This window comes from Spongiactinospora sp. TRM90649, assembly GCF_029382225.1.
In the GTDB taxonomy this organism is placed as follows: domain Bacteria; phylum Actinomycetota; class Actinomycetes; order Streptosporangiales; family Streptosporangiaceae; genus Spongiactinospora.
Genome location: NZ_JARLTC010000038.1, coordinates 14919 through 33616 on the forward strand (window position 1 = coordinate 14919; position 18698 = coordinate 33616).

Consider the following 18698-nt stretch of genomic DNA (forward strand, 5'->3'; position numbering starts at 1 on the left):
CCCGGCCCCGGCTCACCCGCCCTTGAGGGCCGCCGCGAGCAGCACCAGCACGAACGTCGCCACCCCGGCCAGGCCGTGCAGCAGCACCGCGACCACCGGGAAGCGCTGTTCGGCCCCCCGCGCGTGGCGCCCGCCGCCGAGCCAGCGGGTGAACATCGTGAACCCGAGGAACGCCGCCACGGCCAGCACCGCGCAGGAGATCCAGGCGTAACGCGGGTCCTCGGCGAGCAGGTAGACCACCCAGCAGCCGAGCGCGGTGACGGCGAAGGCCATGTGGGAGAAGATCAGCGTCGCCGGAAACCTGGTGACCTTGGTGGCCTGCCGGCGCAGCCCGCCACCGGCGAGCCACAGGTACAGCAGATGCCCTCCGGCCAAGGCCGCCACCAACCACGTTCCGACAGCGACCAGCGGCACGAGCTCCTCCTGATGATCTCCGTCTCTCGCCTGGTACGCTACGCATATCACCCGCCCGATGACCATCCGTTACAACAAGGCGGCATCTCGGGCAGGCCCTCTAGCCTGATGACATGCGCGAGCAGACCGAACGGGTGCGCCGGGGCTACGAAGCGGCGCCCCTCGGGCGTGCTGCTGGCCACCACCGGCTGGGAGCGGTGGAGCGGCACCGAGGACGCCTGGCTGGGCGGCCCGCCCCCGATGTGGTGGAGCCAGGCCGCGTGCCGCGGGATCCTCGCGCACGCAACCGCCGCCGGGTTTCAGATTTCCAGACCCATTGCCCCCCACACTCACACCCGAACACCAGCACGAATTATCATGGAAATCGCAGGTGACGGGGAGGGTGTGACAAGGTAGGAGATGTGCGGCGTATCTATCCTGCCGAGCAAGCCGATGTGGACTTGCCCACGGCATACGCGTACCCGGACCGCCCTTGGCTACGGGTCAACATGGTGGCGAGCGCCGACGGGGCCGCCTGGACCGAGGGGCGGTCGGGCGGGTTGTCCGGGCCGCCTGACAAGCGGGCGTTCCAGGTGCTGCGCGGGCTGGCCGATGTGATCCTGGCGGGGGCCGCCACGGTCCGGGCCGAGGGATACGGGCCGGTGGCGCCGCGCGAGTCGTGGCGGGAGTCGCGGGCCGGGCGTCCGCCCACGCCGCCCATCGCCGTGGTGACGCGCGGGCTCGACCTCGACCTCGGCGGCGACTTCTTCGCCGGGTCGCCCGGCACCGCGCGGCCGATCGTGATCACCTGCGAGGCCGCGCCGCTCGACCGCAGGCAGGCCGCCTCGGCGGTGGCCGACGTGGTGGTCGCCGGAGGCGACCGGGTCGAGATGGGCCGCGCCGTCGCCGCGCTGCGTGAACGCGGCCACGACCGGATCCTGTGCGAGGGCGGGCCGCGGCTCAACGCCCAGCTCGCCGCCGACGGCCTGATCGACGAGCTGTGCCTGACGGTCAGCCCGCTGCTGCTCGGCGGCGGCGCGGCCAGGGTGCTGGACGGCCCGGCCGGCCGCACCCCGCTGCGGCTGGCCGATGTTTTGGAGGAGGACGGGTTCCTCTTCACCAGATATGTCAGGGAGGAATCGTGACCCTGCCCGTGCAACCGCCGGTGGCGCCGATGCTGGCCAAGGCGATCAAGAAGCTGCCGCCACAGGACGGCACGCTGCTCTACGAGCCGAAGTGGGACGGCTTCCGCTGCATCATCTTCCGCGACGGCGACGAGGTCTACCTGGGCAGCCGCAACGAGCGGCCGTTCACCCGCTACTTCCCCGAACTGGTCGAGGCGGCCCGGCGCGAGCTGCCGGACCGGGTGGTGATGGACGGCGAGATCGTGCTCCGCCAGGGGCAGGTGCTCGACTTCGACGCGCTGCAGTTGCGCATCCACCCGGCGGCCTCGCGCGTGAAGCTGCTGGCCGAGCAGACGCCCGCGTCGTTCATCGCCTTCGACCTGCTGGCGCTCGGCGACGAGAACCTGATGGAGACGCCCTTCGCGCGGCGCAGGGAGCGGCTGGAGGAGATCTTCGGCGAGCCGGGCGGGTCCATCCGGCTGACGCCGGTCACCGAGGACGCGCGGGTGGCCGAGCGCTGGTTCGACACCTTCGAGGGGGCGGGACTCGACGGGATCGTGGTGAAGCCCGGCGGCCTGCCGTACGAACCGGACCGGCGGACGATGTTCAAGGTCAAGCACGAGCGGACCGCCGACGTCGTGGTCGCCGGCTACCGGGAGCACAAGAGCGGGCCTATCGTCGGGTCGCTGCTGCTAGGCCTGTACGACGACACGGGGCGGCTGCATCACATCGGGGTGGCGGCGTCGTTCCCGATGGCGCGCAGGGCGGAGCTGATCGACGAGGTCAAGCCGTACCTGACCGACCTTGAGAGCCACCCGTGGGGCGCGTGGATGACCCCGGCCCGGCAGGAGGGCGACGAGGCGTCCGCTGCCGCCGCGCCGCGCCGTCCCGGCGGCAATGTGTCGCGCTGGAACGCCAAGAAGGACCTCTCGTTCGTCCCGCTGCGCCCGGAGCTGGTGGTGGAGGTCGCCTACGACCACATGGAGGGCGACCGGTTCCGGCACACCGCGCAGTTCCGCCGCTGGCGGCCGGACCGCACCCCGGAGTCGTGCACGTACGAGCAGCTCGAACGGCCGGTCTCCTACGACCTGGACGACATCCTGGCCCGGTGATCCGCAGGGCGGCGGCCCCTAGACCACATCGGGGTGATCCCTGATGAAAGCAGCCCAAATCTATGCCACCATCTCGACCATGACACCTCCCGGCACGTCCGACGAGCTGAAGGCCGCCGTCGCGGCACGCCGCGACCTTGGTCCCGACTACGAGGACGCCATCGTGGAAGGCTTCCTGGAGAAGGTGGACAGCCGCATCGAGCAGCGGGTGGCCCAGGAGATGGCCGCGCGCAACCTGCCCCGGCCGCCCGGGCAGGCGCGGGCCAACGACAACCAGGGCCTGGCGCTGGCCATCGTGTCGCTGATCTTCGGCACCGGCACCAGCACCGTGGCGATCGCCAACGACGCGCCGATCGAGATGATGCTGCTGATCTGGCTCGGCATCGTGGCGGTCAACGTCGCGTTCGTGCTCAGCCGCAGACGCACCTGACCGGCCCGGCCCCGGCCGGCGCGCTCACCTGGCGAACAGGCCCCGCTCGAAGGCGGCGGCCACCGCCGAGGCGCGATCGTTGACGCCCAGCTTGGCGTAGATGTGCAGCAGGTGGGTCTTCACCGTCGCCTCGCTGATGAACAGCCGGGCCGCGGCCTCCCGGTTGGTGGAACCCCTGGCGATCAGGCCGAGCACCTCCAGCTCGCGCGGGCTCAGCGGGTCGGCGGGCGCACGGACCTGGCCGATCAGGCGGGTGGCGACGGACGGCGACAGCACCGACTCGCCGCGCGCGGCGGCGCGGACGCCCCGGGTCAGCTCGTCGGGCATGGCGTCCTTCAGCAGGTAGCCGGTGGCCCCGGCCTCGATCGCGGGCAGCACGTCGCTGTCGGTGTCGAAGGTGGTGAGGACCAGCACCCGGGTGGGCACGCCGCGCTCGGCCAGCCGTCTGATCGCGGTCACGCCGTCGGTGCCGGGCATCCGGAGGTCCATCAGGATCACGTCGGGACGCAGCTCCTCGGCCAGCTCGACGGCACGCGCGCCGTCGGCGGCCTCCCCCACCACCTCGAAGCCGGGCTCGCCCGCGAACATGCCGCGCAGGCCGTCGCGGACCACCGGGTGGTCATCGACGATCATCAACCGGATCGGCTCGCCGTCCACCGTCACCGCCTCTCTCGTGTTCGCCGGGAATGTCATCTGGAATGTCATCTGGAATCGTGCGCCGGGACGGTGGCCGACACCGCCGTACCGGCCCCCGGCTCGGACTCGACGACCAGCGTGCCGGACAGGCTGCCGGCCCGCTGCCGCATGGAGGTCATCCCGAAGCCCCCGCCGTCCGCGACCGCGTCGGGATCGAACCCCGTTCCGTCGTCGCGGACGTCGAGGCTGACCACGTCGGGCATGTAGGAGACCGTCACCCCGACCCTGGTGGCGTCGGCGTGCTTGGCCACGTTGGACAGCGCCTCCTGGGTGATCCTGAGCAGGGTCACCTCGACCTCCGGGTGCAGCGGGCGGACGTCGCCGCTGGTCGTGACGTCGGCCCGCACGCCGTTCAGCTGCGACCACCGCGCGGCGACGTTGGACAGCGCCTCGGGCAGCCGGGCCGACTCCAGTTCGGCCGGGGCCACGGCGTGCACGGAGCGACGCGCCTCGGCCAGGCTGTGCCTGGCCACGGCCGCCGCGTTGTCGAGGTGGCGCTGCCATGTCGCGGGGTCCTCGCGCGCCAGCGAGGCGGCCTGGATCTGGGTGAGGATGCCGATGAACCCCTGGGCGAGGGTGTCGTGGATCTCGCGGGCCATCCGCTGCCGCTCGTCGGTGATCCCGGCCTCGCGGGCCTGGAGCAGGAGCTGGGCCTGCAGCCCGGCGTTCTCCCGCATCGTCTCCTCCAGCCGGGCGTTGGCCTCGGCGAGCCGCGCCACCATCCGCTGTCTGCGGCTGCTCTGCCCGGCCGTGACGTCGCCGACCTTGCTGAACAGCACCACCAGGACCACGGTGCAGAAGACCAGGGCCAGGTAGGAGAAGATCGAGGCGGGGGTGGGGTCGGGCAGTCCCCGGAAGAAGGCGGCGACGACCACCGCGGCGGTGGCGGACACCCCGGCGATCCGCCAGCGTCCCCGCAGCAGGGCCCAGGCGTGCAGGTAGCCGGTGAAGCCGAAGAACCCGGCGAACCACGCGCTGCGCGCGCTCAGCAGGCCGATCAGCACCAGCAGGCCCACGATGTAGACACCTGCTCTGCGCCCGCCCCCTACTTCGGGCTGGGGCTCGGGCTGGGGCTGGGGCTGGGGCTCGTCGTGGAATCGGGGCGGGTCGTCCGGGAGCGCCCAGCGCAGCCACGCCGCCGCCAGGAGGGCCAGGCCCAGCGTGGTCAGACGGCCGGACCAGGAGTTGTCGTCGAGCACCCAGGAAAGCCCGGTGGAGACGACCAGCAGCAGGTAGGGCGCGACCGCCACGGCCGCGGCCAGCCGTCGCTCCGCCAGATCGAGGGCGTCGCCCTGTTGCATCGCCGTCTCACTCCCAGCGGAAGAACCGTGCCGCCACGAAACCGGCGACCACCGCGTAAGCGGCCATTATGCCAAGCAGGTGCGGCTGGACCGCCGCGCCCGTCCATGCGTCGTGGACGGCCTGCCGGAACGCGCCCAGCGGGGTGAACTCACCGAGCCCGGCCAGGAACTCCGGCATCATCTCCTTGGGCTGCATGAGCCCGCCGAGGAACGCGAGGGGGAAGTACAGCAGCACCCCGATCCCGTTGGCCGCCCGCCCGCCGGGCGCCAGCGCGGCGATGACCAGACCGATCGCGAACACGCCGGCCGCGCCGACGAGGAAGATCGCGAACAGCGTCGCGGGACTCGCGGGGGGCGCGGCCCGGTACAGCAACGTCCACACCCCGACGAGGACCGCCGAGGCGGCCACCGCGAAGATCAGTTGCAGTACGAGCTGCACCCCGAGCAGCGCGCCCGGACTGACGGGCGTGGTGGACATGCGCCGCAGGATGCCACGCTCACGGTAGGTGGCCAGCGCGGTCGGCACCATGTAGAGGCCGACCAGCCCGATGGAAATCGTCATGGTCATGGCGGGCAGCGTGCCGTCACCGGGATCACCGCCGCTGCTGAAGATCACCAGGATGAACAACGGGATGATCATGGTGAAGAGCGTCGCCGGATCGCGCAGCAACAGGCTGGTCTCGATCCGGGTGAGCATCGGAAAGCCGGTCATCGGGTGACTCCAGAGTGATGGGGCGACGGTCGGTTCCTCGACCGCCGGAGCGGGGGATTCGGGGATCCCGAGGGGGGCGGGGTTCGTGCCGAGGCGGGAGTGTCGAGGCCCAGCGGGTGGCGCCGGAGAGGTGAGGACGGCGGGGCCGGTGGATCCGACCGGGGGCGACGGTTCGGGGGGCCGGGGGTGGCGGAGAGGGGGTGGGTCAGGATTCGAAGGGGCGGCCGGTGAGGGCCAGGAAGGCGTCGTCCAGAGTGCGTTGTTCGACTCGGAGGTCGGCTACCGGGACGTGGTGGCGGGCCAGGGCCGCGGTCACGGTCGTGACGAAGTCGCCGGTGCCGGTGACCGTGACCATGGATCCGCTGCGGGTGACGGAGGCGACTCCGGGCAGGGCGGCGATGAGGGCCTCGTCGAGGGGGGCGACCGGGCGGAAGCGCATGCGGTGCTCGGCGTCGAGGGAGGCGACCAGGCCGGAGGGCGTGTCGGTGGCGACCACGCGGCCACGGTCGAAGACCGCGACGCGGTCGCACAGTTCCTCGACCTCGTCCATGAAGTGGCTGACCAGGACCACGGTGACGCCCTCGTCCCGGACCCGCTTGACCAGCTCCCAGGTGGCCCGGCGGGCGGCGGGGTCGAGGCCGGTGGTCAGCTCGTCGAGGAAGGCCACGCGGGGGTCGCCGACCAGTGCCAGGGCGATGAACAGCCGCTGCTTCTGTCCGCCGGACAGCTTGCCGAAGCGGGCGTCGCGGCGGTCTTCCAGGCCCCACTGGCGCAGCAGCTCCCGCCAGTCGCGGGGCCGGTCGTAGAAGGAGGCGTAGAGCCGCAGGGCCTCGCTGACCTTGATGTTCTCCGGCAGCAGGCTCTGCTGGAGCTGCACCCCGATCCGATCGCTCAGCGCCCGCCGGTCCTTGGCCGGGTCGACGCCGAGCACGCTGATCGACCCGGAGTCGGCCCGGCGCAGGCCTTCCATGCATTCCACGGTGGTGGTCTTGCCGGCGCCGTTCGGCCCGAGGATGCCGAAGATCTCGCCCTCTTCCACGGACAGGGAGACGCCGTCGAGCGCCGTGAACGTGCCGTACTTCTTGGTGAGGTCGCGCACCTCGATGACTGCCATGGGGAAATCCTCGCCTCGGAGGCCCCCTTGGCGGATCGACCGCGCGGTTACGTTCCGGCGCGGCTCCGGCTGACGCGGAAATCAACCGATCGGTCGATGCCGCTCCCCCGTCCCCGGCCGCTATCGGCCCATGGCGCGATGCAACGTTGATGCCACCCCCGCTGTCGCATCATTGTGCGCGCAGCCCCCTAGCACCGGGTTCGCCCGCACAGGTCCGACCGTGCACGCCACGCGCCTACCCCCCGGGGGCACGCTGGCGCGGCCACTGCGGGCGAACCCGGTCCGTGTCCCGACCCGTGTCCCGACCCGTGTCCGGTCCGGATCACAGGGTCGGCTTGGACCCGCCCCCGGACGCCAGTTCGGCGAGGCGCTGCCAGGCGGGAGACGTCGCGCCCGCCGAGGCGGCGGCGAACCGGACGGCGTCGGGTCGCCGACCGGGAGTCGCGAGCCGTCGTACCTGGCCTGGGTCCAGCGGCGGGCGCGCTCGGCCAGTTCGGGGAGCCGGGGGTCGTCCGGAGACCAGTCGAAGGCGGCGTCGTAGCCGAGGTAGATGGCGCGGAACTCGGGGTCCTCGATGGCGTCGAGCTTGTCCTCGATCCAGACGGCGGCCTCGACGGGCGAGACCGACTGCAGCAGGATCCAGACGTCGCGTTCCATCCGCACCGCGCGGTCGCTGACGCCGATCTCGCTCAGCCGTTCGAGGTAGCCGGCGACGTCGGCGGAGACGAACAGCCGGTCGCCGGCGCCGAGCGCGGCGACGCGCTCGCGGACGCGCAGCAGTTCCTCGACGCGCCGTGCGAGGGCGCGGTCGATCTCGGCGACCGCGGCGGCGAACCCCTCGGGGTCGGCGGCCAGCATCGCCTTGACGCGGGCGAGCGGGACGCCCGCCTCGGCCAGCGTCCTGATCTCGATGAGCCGGACGGCGTGCCCCGCGTCGTACCGCCGGTAGCCGGAGGCGTCGCGCGGCGGCTCCTCCAGCAGGCCCAGCCGGTGGTAGTGCCGGACGGCCTTGATCGTCACCCCCGCGTAGGCGGCGAGCCTGCCGATGGTGATCACGCGTCCTTCCTCTCTGACGAGCCGGTCGTGGCACCGAAGATGCGACCCTGCCCCTGGGGCAGGGTCAAGCGTCCCGGCGGGAGGTGCCCTCGCGGGCGCGGAAGGCGGCGGCCTTGACGCGGTTCTGGCAGGCGGTGGAGCAGAACCGGCGGGTTCCGTTGCGCGAGGTGTCCACGAAGACGCGGTCGCACGCCGGGGCCGTGCAGATGCCGAGCCGGTCGTGCAGTTCGCCGCCGAGCACCACGGCCAGGCCGGTGGCGCAGCTCGCGCCCCATTCGACGGCGTTGCTGCCGCCGGGGCCGTGGAAGTGCAGGTGCCACGGCTCGCCGTCGTGGCGGTCGAGGTACGGCCTGGCCCGGTACAGCGCCAGCAGCCCGTTGACGTGCCCCGCGGCCCGGTCGACGTCTCCGGCGTCCACGGCCTCGAAGACCACGCGCAGTTCGGCGGCCACGCCCATCAGTTCGTCCGCGACCTCCCCGCTCACCCCGGGATGACGGCCGACCCCGAGGCGCAACGTCTCCGTGACCGCCTCGCACAGCTCGGCGCCCTGCGGCGCGCGGTACGGCCGGCCGCGCCGCTCCCCCGGCGTCAGGACGTTCACCAGCCCCACCGCCACCGCCACCACACGATCCCCGTGACTGTTGAAATTCACTTGACCAGTCACCTCCCCTGAGATAGCTTCATCACTGTCGAAAGCATAGACGACAGTGACAAGGAGACGCCCGTGCCGTCACTCACCCCGCAGACCGCACACGACTGGATCGCCCGCTGGGACCTGCAGCAGGAGGGCTACCTCCCGGACCGGGAGGAGCGCTTCACCGCCCTCGTGGACGCCGTCGAGGCCGCGGCCGGGCGTCCCGACCCGCTCGTGCTCGACCTGGGGTGCGGCCCCGGCTCGCTGGCCGTCCGGCTGCTCTCCCGCCTGCCCAGGGCCACCGTGATCGCGCTCGACGTCGATCCGCTGCTGCTCTCCCTCGGCCGGTCCGGATACTCGCACGTCAAGGGCCTGCGCTTCACCGACGTCGATCTGCGCGTACCGGGCTGGAGCGGCTCCCTGGAACTCAGCCGCCCGGCCGACGTGGCGGTCAGCACCACCGCCCTGCACTGGCTGTCCGAGGAGAACCTGCGGTCCGTCTACACCGAGGTGCTCTCCCTGCTGCGTCCCGGCGGGATCCTGCTCAACGGCGACCACATGCAGGTGGAGGACGAGAACCCCGTGCTCAGCCGCCTGGAGCGAGCGCTGCACGACACCGAGAAGCGGCGCAAATTCAACGACGGCCCGCCCGAGGACTGGGAGCAGTGGTGGGCCGCGACGGCGTCCGAACCGGCCCTCGCCGGGCCGCTGGCCGAGCGCGCGCGGGTGTTCCAGAGCACCGGCGCGGACCACTCGGAGTCGCTGCTGCTGTCCATCCACCTGCGCACGCTGCGCGAGGCCGGATTCGCCGAGATCGGCACGCTATGGCAGCGCGGCGACAATCGCCTCCTGGCGGCGGTCGCCCCCGGAACCGCCGGCTAGCGGCCGGCTAGACGCGACGGCGCAGCAACAGGGCCAGAGCCGCCCCGGCCAACGCGCATGCCACGGCCACCGCGAAGGCCGCGGAAGGACCCGACTCCTCCCCCACCACCCCGGCCACCGCCGCCCCTCCCGCACCACCGGCGCCGATCGCCGTGGACAACCAGCCGAACGCCTCGGCCCGCGAATCCGGGACCAGTTCGTCCACGATCAGCGAAGTGGTGGTCAGGGCCGGGGTGAGGGTGATCCCCGCGACCAGCAGCACGGCGCCCGCCGCCACCAGCGGAACCTGTACGACCAACGGCGCCATCGCCGTGCCCAGCCACCCCATCAGCCACACGAGCCGCACGGCGGGGCGGGCCGACCAGCGCCGCATGCCGTACACGGCGGCGCCCACGATCCCGCCCGCCGACAGCGTCGCGACCAGCACCCCCGCCACGGCGGGGGCACCGTGCGCGGACGCCAGCGCGGGCAGGCCCACCTCCAGGGCGCCGATCGCCCCGCCGAGCATCAGGTCCACGCCGAGCAGGACGAGCATGCCGGGCCTGCCCAGGACCCGGCCGCGCGCACCGCCGCCGCCCCGCGGCCGGGCGGCGTGCAGCGCCCGCGCGAGGGCCAGCGTGCCCGCCCCCGCCAGGGCCGCGACACAGCCGAGCGCCAGGGACGCCGAGGCCACCGCGACCAGCGCCCCGAACATCAGCGGCCCGGTCAGGATGGCCAGCTCCTGCACCAGGAACACCAGGCTGTAGACGGTGGTCCGGCTGTCCGGCGCGGTGCGCGCGCTCCAGTCCACCCGCATGCTCACCGACACCGGCGGCAGTCCCACTCCGGCGGCGAACGCGAGGGCGACCAGCGCCCAGGCGGGTCCGCCCGCGCCCGCCGCCAGCACGATCCCGGCCAGCGCTCCCACGTGCAGGATCGCGGTGGCCACCAGCACGCCCCGCACGCCCCGCCGGTCGATGATCCGGCCCTGCACCGGCCTGGCCAGCCCGGCTCCCAGGGAGATCGCCGCCGCCACCACGCCGCCGAGTGTCAGTGAGCCGGTGGCCTCCTTGACGACGAGCACCGTGCCGATGGCCGCGACCTGCTGGGTGAGCTGGGCCACCAGACCGTACACCGCCTGCGCGGGAACGCCGGGCGAACGTAACAGCTCCCGTGCGGAGGGGGGATGATCAGTCATGCCGCGAGGCTAAGGGCCCGCGCGGCGCTCAGTCGCCGGTGGACGGCCTGGCCTTGCTCGGCTGCACCCGCTTTGGTTCGCCGGGCATCTTAGGGTAGTTGGGCGGATACGGCATGTCACCGCGATCGTCCTGTTCGTACCACTCGATCAGCGTCTCCAGTGAGTACGCCTGATCGTCGATGGCCGCGTGGACGTCTCCGAGCTTGGCGAAGCGCACGGGAACCGTGCGGATGTCGAACTCGGCGGGATCGACGCCGGGCAGTTCCTCCCAAGTGACCGGGGTGGACACCGGCGCGTGCGGCTTCGCGCGCACCGAGTAGGCGGCGACGACGGTGCGGTCCAGGGCGTTCTGGTTGAAGTCGATGAAGACGCGCTCGCCGCGCTCCTCCTTCCACCAGGCGGTGGTGGCGAGGTCGGGCGCGCGGCGCTCGACCTCGCGGGCCAGGGCGATGGCGGCGTGGCGCACCTGGACGAAGTCCCAGCGCGGCTCGATCCGCACGTTGATGTGCACGCCCCGGCTGCCGGAGGTCTTCGGGAAGCCGGTGATGCCCAGCTCGCCGAGCACGTCGCGGACCACCAGGGCGACCTCCCTGGCCTGCTCGAACCCGGTGCCCGGCTGGGGGTCGATGTCGATGCGCAGCTCGTCGGGATGCGCGAGGTCGGCGGCGCGGGCCTGCCAGGGGTGGAAGTCGATGGTGCCCAGGTTGGCGCAGTAGGCCAGGTCGGCCACCTCGGTCACGAGCAGCGCCTCGGCAGTGCGCCCGCTGGGGAAGCGGACGGTCACGCCGCGCACCCACTCGGGGCGCTTGGCGGGCAGCCGCTTCTGGTAGATGGCGTCGTTCTGCACGCCGTCGGGGTGGCGCTTGATGTAGGTGGGCCGGTCGCGAAGCGCGCGCAGCGCGCCCTCGCCGACGCTGACGTAGTACTCGACCAGCTCCCGCTTGGTCGCACCGACCTGCGGGAAATACACCTTGTCAGGGTTCGTGACCTTGACGGTGCGTTCCCCGACTTCGAGCTCAATGTACGGCGAAGCCATGCTCCCGACCGTACATCCAGATTGAACCCCCCAGGTCGCGACGGGCCGGGGTGAGCGAAAGGGCGGGTCCGTCCCGGAGCCGCCCAGTGGCGGGACCGGGCGCTACGACGGGACGGACCACGACAACCACCCGCAGTGCCGTTTCATCCGCCGGGCGCTGGCGCGTCACCCGGTCGGCGGCGATCTGCCCGGCCTGCCGGCGGGCGCCCAGCACGGGCGAGGGCCGGCGCCGTCCTGGCAGGCCGCACGAGCGGTCTCCCCATCTTTCGATGGAAGGCGATACACCCCCCACATCTACAAAGACGCCAAATCCACCCCGAAAGGATGCTTCGCCCATCGGGCAGATCCGAGGAGCGCCGCGCGAGGCCCGCTCGTAGGCTGGACTCATGGACAAAGTGGTCAAGAGCGATGCCGAGTGGCGAGTCGAGCTCTCGCCCGACGAATTCCGTGTGCTCCGCGAGGCCGGCACCGAGCGGCCGTTCACCGGGGAGTACGTCGACACCAAGACGGTCGGCGTCTACTCCTGCCGCGCGTGCGGGCAGGAACTGTTCCGCTCGGGTACCAAGTTCGAGTCGCACTGCGGCTGGCCGTCGTTCTACGAGCCGTCCGAGTCGGACGCCGTCGTCCTGATCGAGGACCGGTCGCTGGGCATGGTCCGCACGGAGGTGCGCTGCGCCCGCTGCGACTCCCACCTGGGCCACGTCTTCCACGGGGAGGGCTATCCGACCCCGACGGACGACCGCTACTGCATCAACTCCGTCGCGCTTCGGCTGGAGCCTTCGGAACAACCCGCGAGGTAGCCATATCCGGTCACGCTTAGGTCTTGCGCGCCCGGTCTCGGCGACTGGAAGCTTGAGGTGCAGCCGGCGATACGTGGGGGCCTCTCATGCCAGGGGACGCACAGGGCGGCAGACCGGGGGAAGTGGTATCACTCTGCCGTCGTCTCGACGAAACGATCGCCCGCGGCGCGCGGCGGCCCCATGGCCGCGCGGGCGCCGGGGTGCTCGGTGAACCGTTCGAATCCGCGTTCCCGCGCATCGTCAAGGCCCCACGGAACTAGCGTCCGATGCTCGCCGCCCACCCACCGCCGCCGCCGGGGTCTTTCCGGCGGCCGGGCCGGGCGCCGATACCGGTGACGTGCCGCCGGGCCAGGCGCCCGGCTGATCGGAGGTAGCGGTCAACGGCGGCGATATGGTCACGCTCCGGGGGCTGGGGGCGTGCTTGCGATCGGTGGCACCGGCCTTGTGGCCACGGGTGCATGTCCGGCACCGATGGGAGGTCATCGAGGTCATCGGCCGCGTGGTCACCCAGCGGTGCAGGCTGTGCGGCAAGACGAGGGTCCGCGTCAGGTGAGGCTTCAGTCCTGTGGCTCGGGGTGGCTGACGCGGCAGTTGGCGTCGTCGGGGCCGATGATGTTGGCGAGCACCGGGTTGCCGTTCTCGCCGAACTCCGCCTGGACGAACACCACCGGGTCGGCCACGCCTCGTTCCTCGATGAGGTAGCGCAGCCCGCGCTGGCACAGCTCGATCGCGTCGCGCGAGTTGTCCGCTGTGTCCGGAAGGTCGGTGTAGATCCGCAGATAGCCACCGACCGAGCGGACGTCCTTGACCCGTTTGGCTGGGGTGTCGTCGTCGCGCTTCAGGTAGTCGGCCGCCTGGGCGTCGGTGTGCTTGGAGGGCCCGGACGCCTGCTCGTCGGCGTCGCGCTTCTTCTTGGTCTGCTTCGCGCCCGCGTCGGCGGCCTCGACCTCGGCGCGGGCGCCCTCGTCGCCCGGCTCCGGCGGCGCGGCGCCCTCGGCGGGGGCGGTCGTCACGGGCGAGGCGGACGGCGGAGCCGCCACGACGGCGGGCCGTCCGCCCCCGGTCAGCGTGTGCGCCAGGGCGACCGACCCGAGGCCGGCGAGGGCGGCCGCGCAGGCCGCCGCCACCCAGCCGAGCCCGCTGCGGCGCCGCGCGCGGTGTTCCCTGCGGCGTCCGCCTCCATGACGGTTTCTGGACCGTGACACCCCACTACCGCCAGCTATCACCCTTTTGCCTCACTACGCCGGGATTCTTGATTGAGTATGACAAATCCCCGGCGGTTCGGCCCGCCCTTCGCCGAAGCGACCGTGCCTTCCGTGCCTTCCGTGCCCTCCGTGCCCTCCGTGCCCTCTATGCCCGTTAGGGCAGGGCGGCCACCAGCTCGGCGACCGGCTTGCGCACGCCGGTGTAGAAGGGGATCTCGATCCGGGTGTGCCTGCGCGCCTTCGCGCCGCGCAGATGACGCATCAGGTCGACGATGCGGTGCAGCTCGTCGGCCTCGAAGGCGAGCATCCACTCGAAGTCGTTGAGCGCGAAGCAGGAGACCGTGTTGGCCCGCACGTCGGGGTAGTCGCGGGCCATCAGGCCATGCTCGGCGAGCATGGCCCGGCGCTCGGCGTCGTCGAGGAGGTACCACTCCAGCGAGCGCACGAACGGGTACACGCTCACGTAGGCACGCGGCTCCTCCTCGGCCAGGAAGGCCGGGATGTGCGACTTGTTGAACTCGGCGGGCCGGTGCAGCGCCATCGCCGACCACACCGGCTCGCTGCGGCGGCCGAGCGCGGTGCGCCGGAAGCGCGAGTAGATCTCCTGCAGGTCTTCGGCGGTCGGCGCGTGCCACCAGAACATGAAGTCGGCGTCGGCGCGGAACCCGGCCACGTCGTAACAGCCCCTGGTCACCACGTCCTTGCCCGCCGCCTGCGCCAGCAGGTCGGAGACCTCGGCGGCCAGCGCGTCGCGCTCGCCCTCGCAGGAGTCGCGCAGCCGGAAGACCGACCACATCGTGTAGCGGATCACCTGGTTCAGGTCGCGCGCCTTGGGCCGCGCCGCCCCCTCGCTCGCCATGTCAGCACACCCTCCGAAAGACCTGCGCCGCGAACCGCCTCATACGGAACCGGCCGACTGCCATTCTCTCGCGGGGTCGAGGTGGTCCAGCACCCGGGCGGCGGCGGTGCGGGCGGTGGCCACGCAGGCGGGAACGCCGACGCCGTCGTAGGCGGACCCGCACACGGCGAGGCCGGGGGACGCCGCCACCGCCGCGCGGATCCTGGCCACCCGGTTCAGGTGCCCCACCTCGTACTGCGGCAGCGAGCCGCCCCAGCGGGTGACGCGGGTGTCCAGCGGCAGCCCGCGCACCCCCATCAGCTCCGACATCTCCGCCATGCCCAGGGCGACCAGCTCGTCGTCCTCGCGCTGCAGGATCAGCTCCTCGCCGATCCGGCCGACGGAGCAGCGCAGGATGATGCTGTTCGGGTCGGCGGCGGCCAGGTGCGGCCACTTGACCGAGCTGAACGTGGCGGCCTTCACCGGGCGGCCCTCCACCGGCGGCACCAGGTAGCCGCTGCCCGTCGGCGGCTCGGGGAACGCGGCCCTGGGGTAGGCGAGGGTCACGATGGCCATGCTCGCGTACTCGATCGCGGCCAGCTCGGCCGCCGCCGCCGGCGCCTCCTCGGCCAGCAGCCGTCCGGCGGGCCCGGCGGGCACCGCGAGGATCACCGCGTCCGCCTCCAGCGTCTGCGGGGCGGGCACGGGGCCGGTGACCAGGCTCCACCCCGAGGGCGTACGGCGCAGCTCGCGGACCGGCACGCCGGTGCGTACGTCGGCCCCCGACGCGGCGGCGACGGCACGGGGCAGGCCGCCCATTCCGCCGCGCAGCGTGGTGAAGACCGGTTCGCCGTCCTTGGGGGCCTCACCGGCGATGGCCCGCGCGGCGTTCGCCAGCGACCGCTCGGAACGCGCCGCGGAGGCGATCCTCGGCATGGTCGCGTCGAGGGACAGCGCCTCCGCCCGCCCGGCGTAGACGCCGCCGAGCATCGGCTCGATCAGCCGGTCCACTATCTCGCCGCCCATCCGCGCCCGGACGTAGGCGGCGACCGACACGTCGGTGGTCACGAGGGTCGGCGGCAGCACCTGGTCGAGCAGCGCGCGGGCGATCCCGCCGGGGCTCACCACGCCCGACCTGCCGAGCGCGATCATGTCGGAGGGCACGCCCATCACCTGGCCGGAGGGGAACGGCCGCAGCGCTCCCCTGCTCAGCACGGAGGCCTTGGTGGTGCCGGGGTAGACCAGGTCGTCGCCGAGGCCGGTCAGCCTGGCCAGCTCCTTGCCCTCGGGCCGCCTGGCCAGCATGGCCTCGGCGCCCGCGTCCACCGTGACGCCGGCCACCTCGCTCGCGTGCAGCTTGCCGCCGATCCTCGGGGCGCCCTCCAGTACGGTCACGCGGATCGCGTCGCCCGCCTGCCGTCGCAGGAAATAGGCCGCGGCGAGACCCGAGATCCCGCCCCCGACCACCACCACATGCCGTCCGTTGCCGCTCATGGGATCCGACGCTACAACCCCCGGAACGTGACGTCATCGTGACGCCACCGGTTCAACCGCGTCACCGCTCCGCCCGTCAATGAGGTCATGAGCGAATTCACGCACAGCCTGCGGCTCGCGGCGCCGATCCTAGCCTGCCTGCTGCTCGGTACGGCCTGCGGCGGCGGCGAGTCCTCGGCTCCCGCGCTCGGCTCCCAGGGCGCGGCGCGCGACGACGCGGGAGGCGGGAACGCCGCCAGGGAACCCGCGCCCGAATCAAAGGCAAAGGCACAGGCGGACACGGATGAGGGCAAGACCGGCGAGCCGACCGACATCACCCCGCAGGAACGCGCGGTCATCTATGTGTCCGAGCTGACGGTCCGGGTCAAAGAGGTCGCGACGGCCGCGGACAAGGCCAAGCAGATCGTCACCGCCGCCCAGGGCCACCTGGCGCGGGAGGAGAGCGACTCCTTCCGTCCCGGCGACGCCTCGGCGAGACTTGAGTTCAAGATCCCTCCCCCGGCCTATCCCGCCGTGCTGAACCGGCTGCAGAAGGAGCTGGGCACCCGCGAGTCGATCCGCCAGGGCACCCAGGACGTCACGCAGAAGGTCGCCGACGTCGAGAGCCGGCTGAAGTCCGCGCAGTCCGCGCTGGACTCGCTGCGCACCCTGCTCAAGCGGGCGGACACCATCGGCGAGGTGCTCCAGGTCGAACGCGAGATCAGCAGCCGCGAGGCGGGCCTGGAGTCGCTCCAGGCCCGGCAGAAGTCGCTGGCCGCGCGGACCGGCATGGCCACGGTGACGCTCAACCTGATCGGCCCCGCGGCGCCGCCCACCGTGCAGGAGGACGAGTCGGCGGGGTTCTTCGGCGGCCTGCGCGCGGGCTGGGAGTCACTGGTGGACTTCACCAAGGTGGCGGTGACCGTCCTCGGGGTGCTGCTGCCGTGGATGATCCTGATCGTGCCCGTGGTGGCCGGTCTGTTCTACCTGCGCGGACGCCGCCGCCGGGCCCGCCAGGGGCGGATCCGTGAGGAGGCGCCCGCCGTCCCGGCCGAGGTGGGCGCCGCCGAGGACTGAGCCGCCGGGAGGCGGGGCGTCAGCGTGCCGACTCGGCGTGCACCAGGTCGGTCAGCCGCGCGAGCTGGTCGGGATCGGTGGACGGAAGCACGCCGTGGCCGAGGTTGAACACGTGGCCCTCGGCCGCGCGGCCCCGCTCCAGCACCTCGCGGGCGCGCGGCTCGACGACCTCCCAGGGGGCCAGCAGCAGGGCGGGGTCGAGGTTGCCCTGCAGCGCCCGGCCGGGGCCGACCCGCTCGGCGGCGCGGTCGAGCGGCACCCGCCAGTCGACGCCGACGACGTCGGCGCCCGCCTCGCCGAGCAGGCCGAGCAGTTCGCCGGTGCCGACGCCGAAGTGGATGCGCGGCACGTCGAGCTCCGCCAGGGCGGCGAAGATCCGGCCGGTGTACGGGAGCACGAAGGCGCGATAGTCGTCGGGGGCCACCGCGCCCACCCAGGAGTCGAAGAGCTGCAGCGCCGACGCCCCGGCCTCGGCCTGGATCCGCAGGTACTCGATGGTGATCTCGGTGAGGCGGTCCATGAGGTCGTGCCACAGGTCGGGCCTGCCGTACATCATGGCCTTGGTGTGGTCGTGGTTCTTGGACGGCCCGCCCTCGATGAGGTAGGACGCGAGCGTGAACGGCGCCCCGGCGAACCCGATCAGCGGCACCGGCCCCAGTTCCTTGACCAGGATCCGCACGGCCTCGGTGACGTAGGGGACGTCGCCGGGCTCGATGGGACGCAGCGCGCCGAGCGCCTCGGCCGACCTGATCGGCTCGGCCACCACCGGGCCGACGCCCGGCTTGATGTCGAGATCGACGCCGATCGCCTTGAGCGGGACCACGATGTCGCTGAAGAAGATGGCCGCGTCGACCCCGTAGCGCCGCACCGGCTGCATGGTGACCTCGACGATGAGGTCGGGCGTCGCGCAGGCCGTCAGCATCGGGACGCCCTCGCGCACCGCGCGGTACTCGGGCAGCGAGCGGCCCGCCTGGCGCATGTACCACACCGGGGTGTGGGGCACCGGCAGCCGCTTGCAGGCACGGACGAACGGGGACTCGGCTGGATTCACCTTCAAAGGGTCCCACGGACGAGTCGCGGTCCGCGCAACGGACGCCACCCGGCGGGGGCGGGATGTCGGAAAAGTGGGCATGGCCGAGTCCAAGTGATAATCAGTGGCCCGACCATGGGTTTAGGGCCTTCATCCGGTTCGGCGGCGCGGCGCGAGAGGTGGTCGGCCGCGTGGCGCGGGCCTTGAATGCCGCTTGAACGCCGCATGAAGAGTACAGTGCGCGTTATGGGTGTGCCGTGACGAGCTATCGACTGGTTCAAATGTTCGCCAAGTCACCGCGCGGCATCGATTCGGGTACCACTTTCGGGACACGCCGAGTGCGTTGCGCGGAATTGTCGGTCGGGCGTGCCAACGTTCGGAGCACGACGCGACGAAAGGCCCGTGAGATGACCGCGATGTGGAGTTCCCCCGAGCGCCGCACTGAGCGCTGTGCCTCATGTGCCGACGACCGGGTCTTCGAACGGCCGCCATGCCTCGACGGGCATGATCCGGGCGAGTGTCCCGGGTGGGCGTGCACCGAGTGCGGCCACGCCGTGCTCATCGCCGATCCCGGCCCGTCCGTCCCGCCGCCACGGCGGATCGCCGCG

19 protein-coding genes are annotated in these 18698 nt (G+C 72.3%); 6 read left to right on the plus strand and 13 right to left on the minus strand.

Annotation, left to right across the window (positions count from 1 at the left end; all coding sequences use genetic code 11):
- Positions 1 to 12: 12 nt before the first annotated feature.
- Positions 13 to 414 carry a hypothetical protein gene (locus P3X83_RS35310; RefSeq protein ID WP_277309698.1) on the minus strand — a complete coding sequence of 134 codons (402 nt, stop codon included), beginning with the start codon at positions 412 to 414 and terminating at the stop codon, positions 13 to 15.
- A gap of 434 nt (positions 415 to 848) precedes the next feature.
- On the opposite strand from P3X83_RS35310, the gene P3X83_RS35315 reads away from it, so the two are divergent.
- The 3 genes from P3X83_RS35315 to P3X83_RS35325 all read left to right on the plus strand — a co-directional run bounded on the left by P3X83_RS35315 (position 849) and on the right by P3X83_RS35325 (position 3059).
- Entirely contained in the window at positions 849 to 1538 is a 690-nt protein-coding gene (locus tag P3X83_RS35315) for a pyrimidine reductase family protein (protein ID WP_346742778.1), read from the plus strand.
- Complete coding sequence (locus P3X83_RS35320; RefSeq protein WP_277309700.1) at positions 1535 to 2629, plus strand: ATP-dependent DNA ligase; 1095 nt, start codon at positions 1535 to 1537, stop codon at positions 2627 to 2629. The genes P3X83_RS35315 and P3X83_RS35320 overlap by 4 nt, the downstream gene beginning before the upstream one ends.
- Positions 2630 to 2708: 79 nt before the next feature.
- Positions 2709 to 3059, plus strand: coding sequence for a hypothetical protein (locus P3X83_RS35325; RefSeq protein WP_277309701.1), 351 nt, complete (start codon positions 2709 to 2711; stop codon positions 3057 to 3059).
- 24 nt (positions 3060 to 3083) lie between these two features.
- Here the strand turns inward: P3X83_RS35325 and P3X83_RS35330 are convergent, their stop codons facing one another.
- From P3X83_RS35330 to P3X83_RS35355, 6 genes are all read right to left on the minus strand, one after another.
- Positions 3084 to 3752, minus strand: coding sequence for a response regulator transcription factor (locus P3X83_RS35330; protein WP_277309702.1), 669 nt, complete (start codon positions 3750 to 3752; stop codon positions 3084 to 3086).
- Positions 3753 to 3760: 8 nt separating this feature from the next.
- The gene (locus P3X83_RS35335) at positions 3761 to 5056 is read right to left on the minus strand and encodes a sensor histidine kinase (RefSeq protein ID WP_277309703.1); all 1296 of its coding nucleotides are present in this window, start codon (positions 5054 to 5056) and stop codon (positions 3761 to 3763) included.
- A gap of 7 nt (positions 5057 to 5063) precedes the next feature.
- Positions 5064 to 5768, minus strand: coding sequence for an ABC transporter permease (locus P3X83_RS35340; RefSeq protein WP_277309704.1), 705 nt, complete (start codon positions 5766 to 5768; stop codon positions 5064 to 5066).
- Between the two features lie 205 nt (positions 5769 to 5973).
- The gene (locus tag P3X83_RS35345) at positions 5974 to 6882 is read right to left on the minus strand and encodes an ABC transporter ATP-binding protein (RefSeq protein ID WP_277309705.1); all 909 of its coding nucleotides are present in this window, start codon (positions 6880 to 6882) and stop codon (positions 5974 to 5976) included.
- Between the two features lie 120 nt (positions 6883 to 7002).
- A complete protein-coding gene (locus P3X83_RS35350) occupies positions 7003 to 7938 on the minus strand; it encodes a MerR family transcriptional regulator (RefSeq protein WP_277309706.1) in 936 nt (311 codons plus the stop codon).
- A gap of 64 nt (positions 7939 to 8002) precedes the next feature.
- Positions 8003 to 8590 carry a CGNR zinc finger domain-containing protein gene (locus P3X83_RS35355; protein ID WP_277309707.1) on the minus strand — a complete coding sequence of 196 codons (588 nt, stop codon included), beginning with the start codon at positions 8588 to 8590 and terminating at the stop codon, positions 8003 to 8005.
- 72 nt (positions 8591 to 8662) lie between these two features.
- Between P3X83_RS35355 and P3X83_RS35360 the strand changes: the two genes are divergently transcribed.
- Positions 8663 to 9454, plus strand: coding sequence for a class I SAM-dependent methyltransferase (locus tag P3X83_RS35360; RefSeq protein ID WP_277309708.1), 792 nt, complete (start codon positions 8663 to 8665; stop codon positions 9452 to 9454).
- A 7-nt stretch (positions 9455 to 9461) separates the two neighbouring features.
- On the opposite strand, the gene P3X83_RS35365 is transcribed toward P3X83_RS35360, so the two are convergent.
- Positions 9462 to 10631 (minus strand): MFS transporter, encoded by a 1170-nt coding sequence (locus P3X83_RS35365; protein WP_277309709.1) that lies wholly within the window; start codon positions 10629 to 10631, stop codon positions 9462 to 9464.
- Between the two features lie 28 nt (positions 10632 to 10659).
- Positions 10660 to 11667 carry a non-homologous end-joining DNA ligase gene (gene ligD, locus P3X83_RS35370; RefSeq protein WP_277309710.1) on the minus strand — a complete coding sequence of 336 codons (1008 nt, stop codon included), beginning with the start codon at positions 11665 to 11667 and terminating at the stop codon, positions 10660 to 10662.
- A gap of 386 nt (positions 11668 to 12053) precedes the next feature.
- On the opposite strand from ligD, the gene msrB reads away from it, so the two are divergent.
- Positions 12054 to 12467 (plus strand): peptide-methionine (R)-S-oxide reductase MsrB, encoded by a 414-nt coding sequence (msrB, locus tag P3X83_RS35375; RefSeq protein WP_277309711.1) that lies wholly within the window; start codon positions 12054 to 12056, stop codon positions 12465 to 12467.
- 557 nt (positions 12468 to 13024) lie between these two features.
- On the opposite strand, the gene P3X83_RS35380 is transcribed toward msrB, so the two are convergent.
- The 3 genes from P3X83_RS35380 to hemG all read right to left on the minus strand — a co-directional run bounded on the left by P3X83_RS35380 (position 13025) and on the right by hemG (position 16004).
- A complete protein-coding gene (locus P3X83_RS35380; protein ID WP_277309712.1) occupies positions 13025 to 13672 on the minus strand; it encodes a hypothetical protein in 648 nt (215 codons plus the stop codon).
- 154 nt (positions 13673 to 13826) lie between these two features.
- A complete protein-coding gene (gene hemQ / locus P3X83_RS35385; RefSeq protein ID WP_277309713.1) occupies positions 13827 to 14531 on the minus strand; it encodes a hydrogen peroxide-dependent heme synthase in 705 nt (234 codons plus the stop codon).
- Positions 14532 to 14570: 39 nt separating this feature from the next.
- Positions 14571 to 16004, minus strand: coding sequence for a protoporphyrinogen oxidase (gene hemG / locus P3X83_RS35390; protein ID WP_277309714.1), 1434 nt, complete (start codon positions 16002 to 16004; stop codon positions 14571 to 14573).
- A gap of 87 nt (positions 16005 to 16091) precedes the next feature.
- On the opposite strand from hemG, the gene P3X83_RS35395 reads away from it, so the two are divergent.
- A complete protein-coding gene (locus P3X83_RS35395) occupies positions 16092 to 17060 on the plus strand; it encodes a DUF4349 domain-containing protein (protein ID WP_277309715.1) in 969 nt (322 codons plus the stop codon).
- A 19-nt stretch (positions 17061 to 17079) separates the two neighbouring features.
- Here P3X83_RS35395 and hemE read toward each other — a convergent pair whose 3' ends face one another.
- Complete coding sequence (gene hemE, locus P3X83_RS35400) at positions 17080 to 18111, minus strand: uroporphyrinogen decarboxylase (RefSeq protein WP_277309716.1); 1032 nt, start codon at positions 18109 to 18111, stop codon at positions 17080 to 17082.
- Between the last annotated feature and the right edge of the window lie 587 nt (positions 18112 to 18698).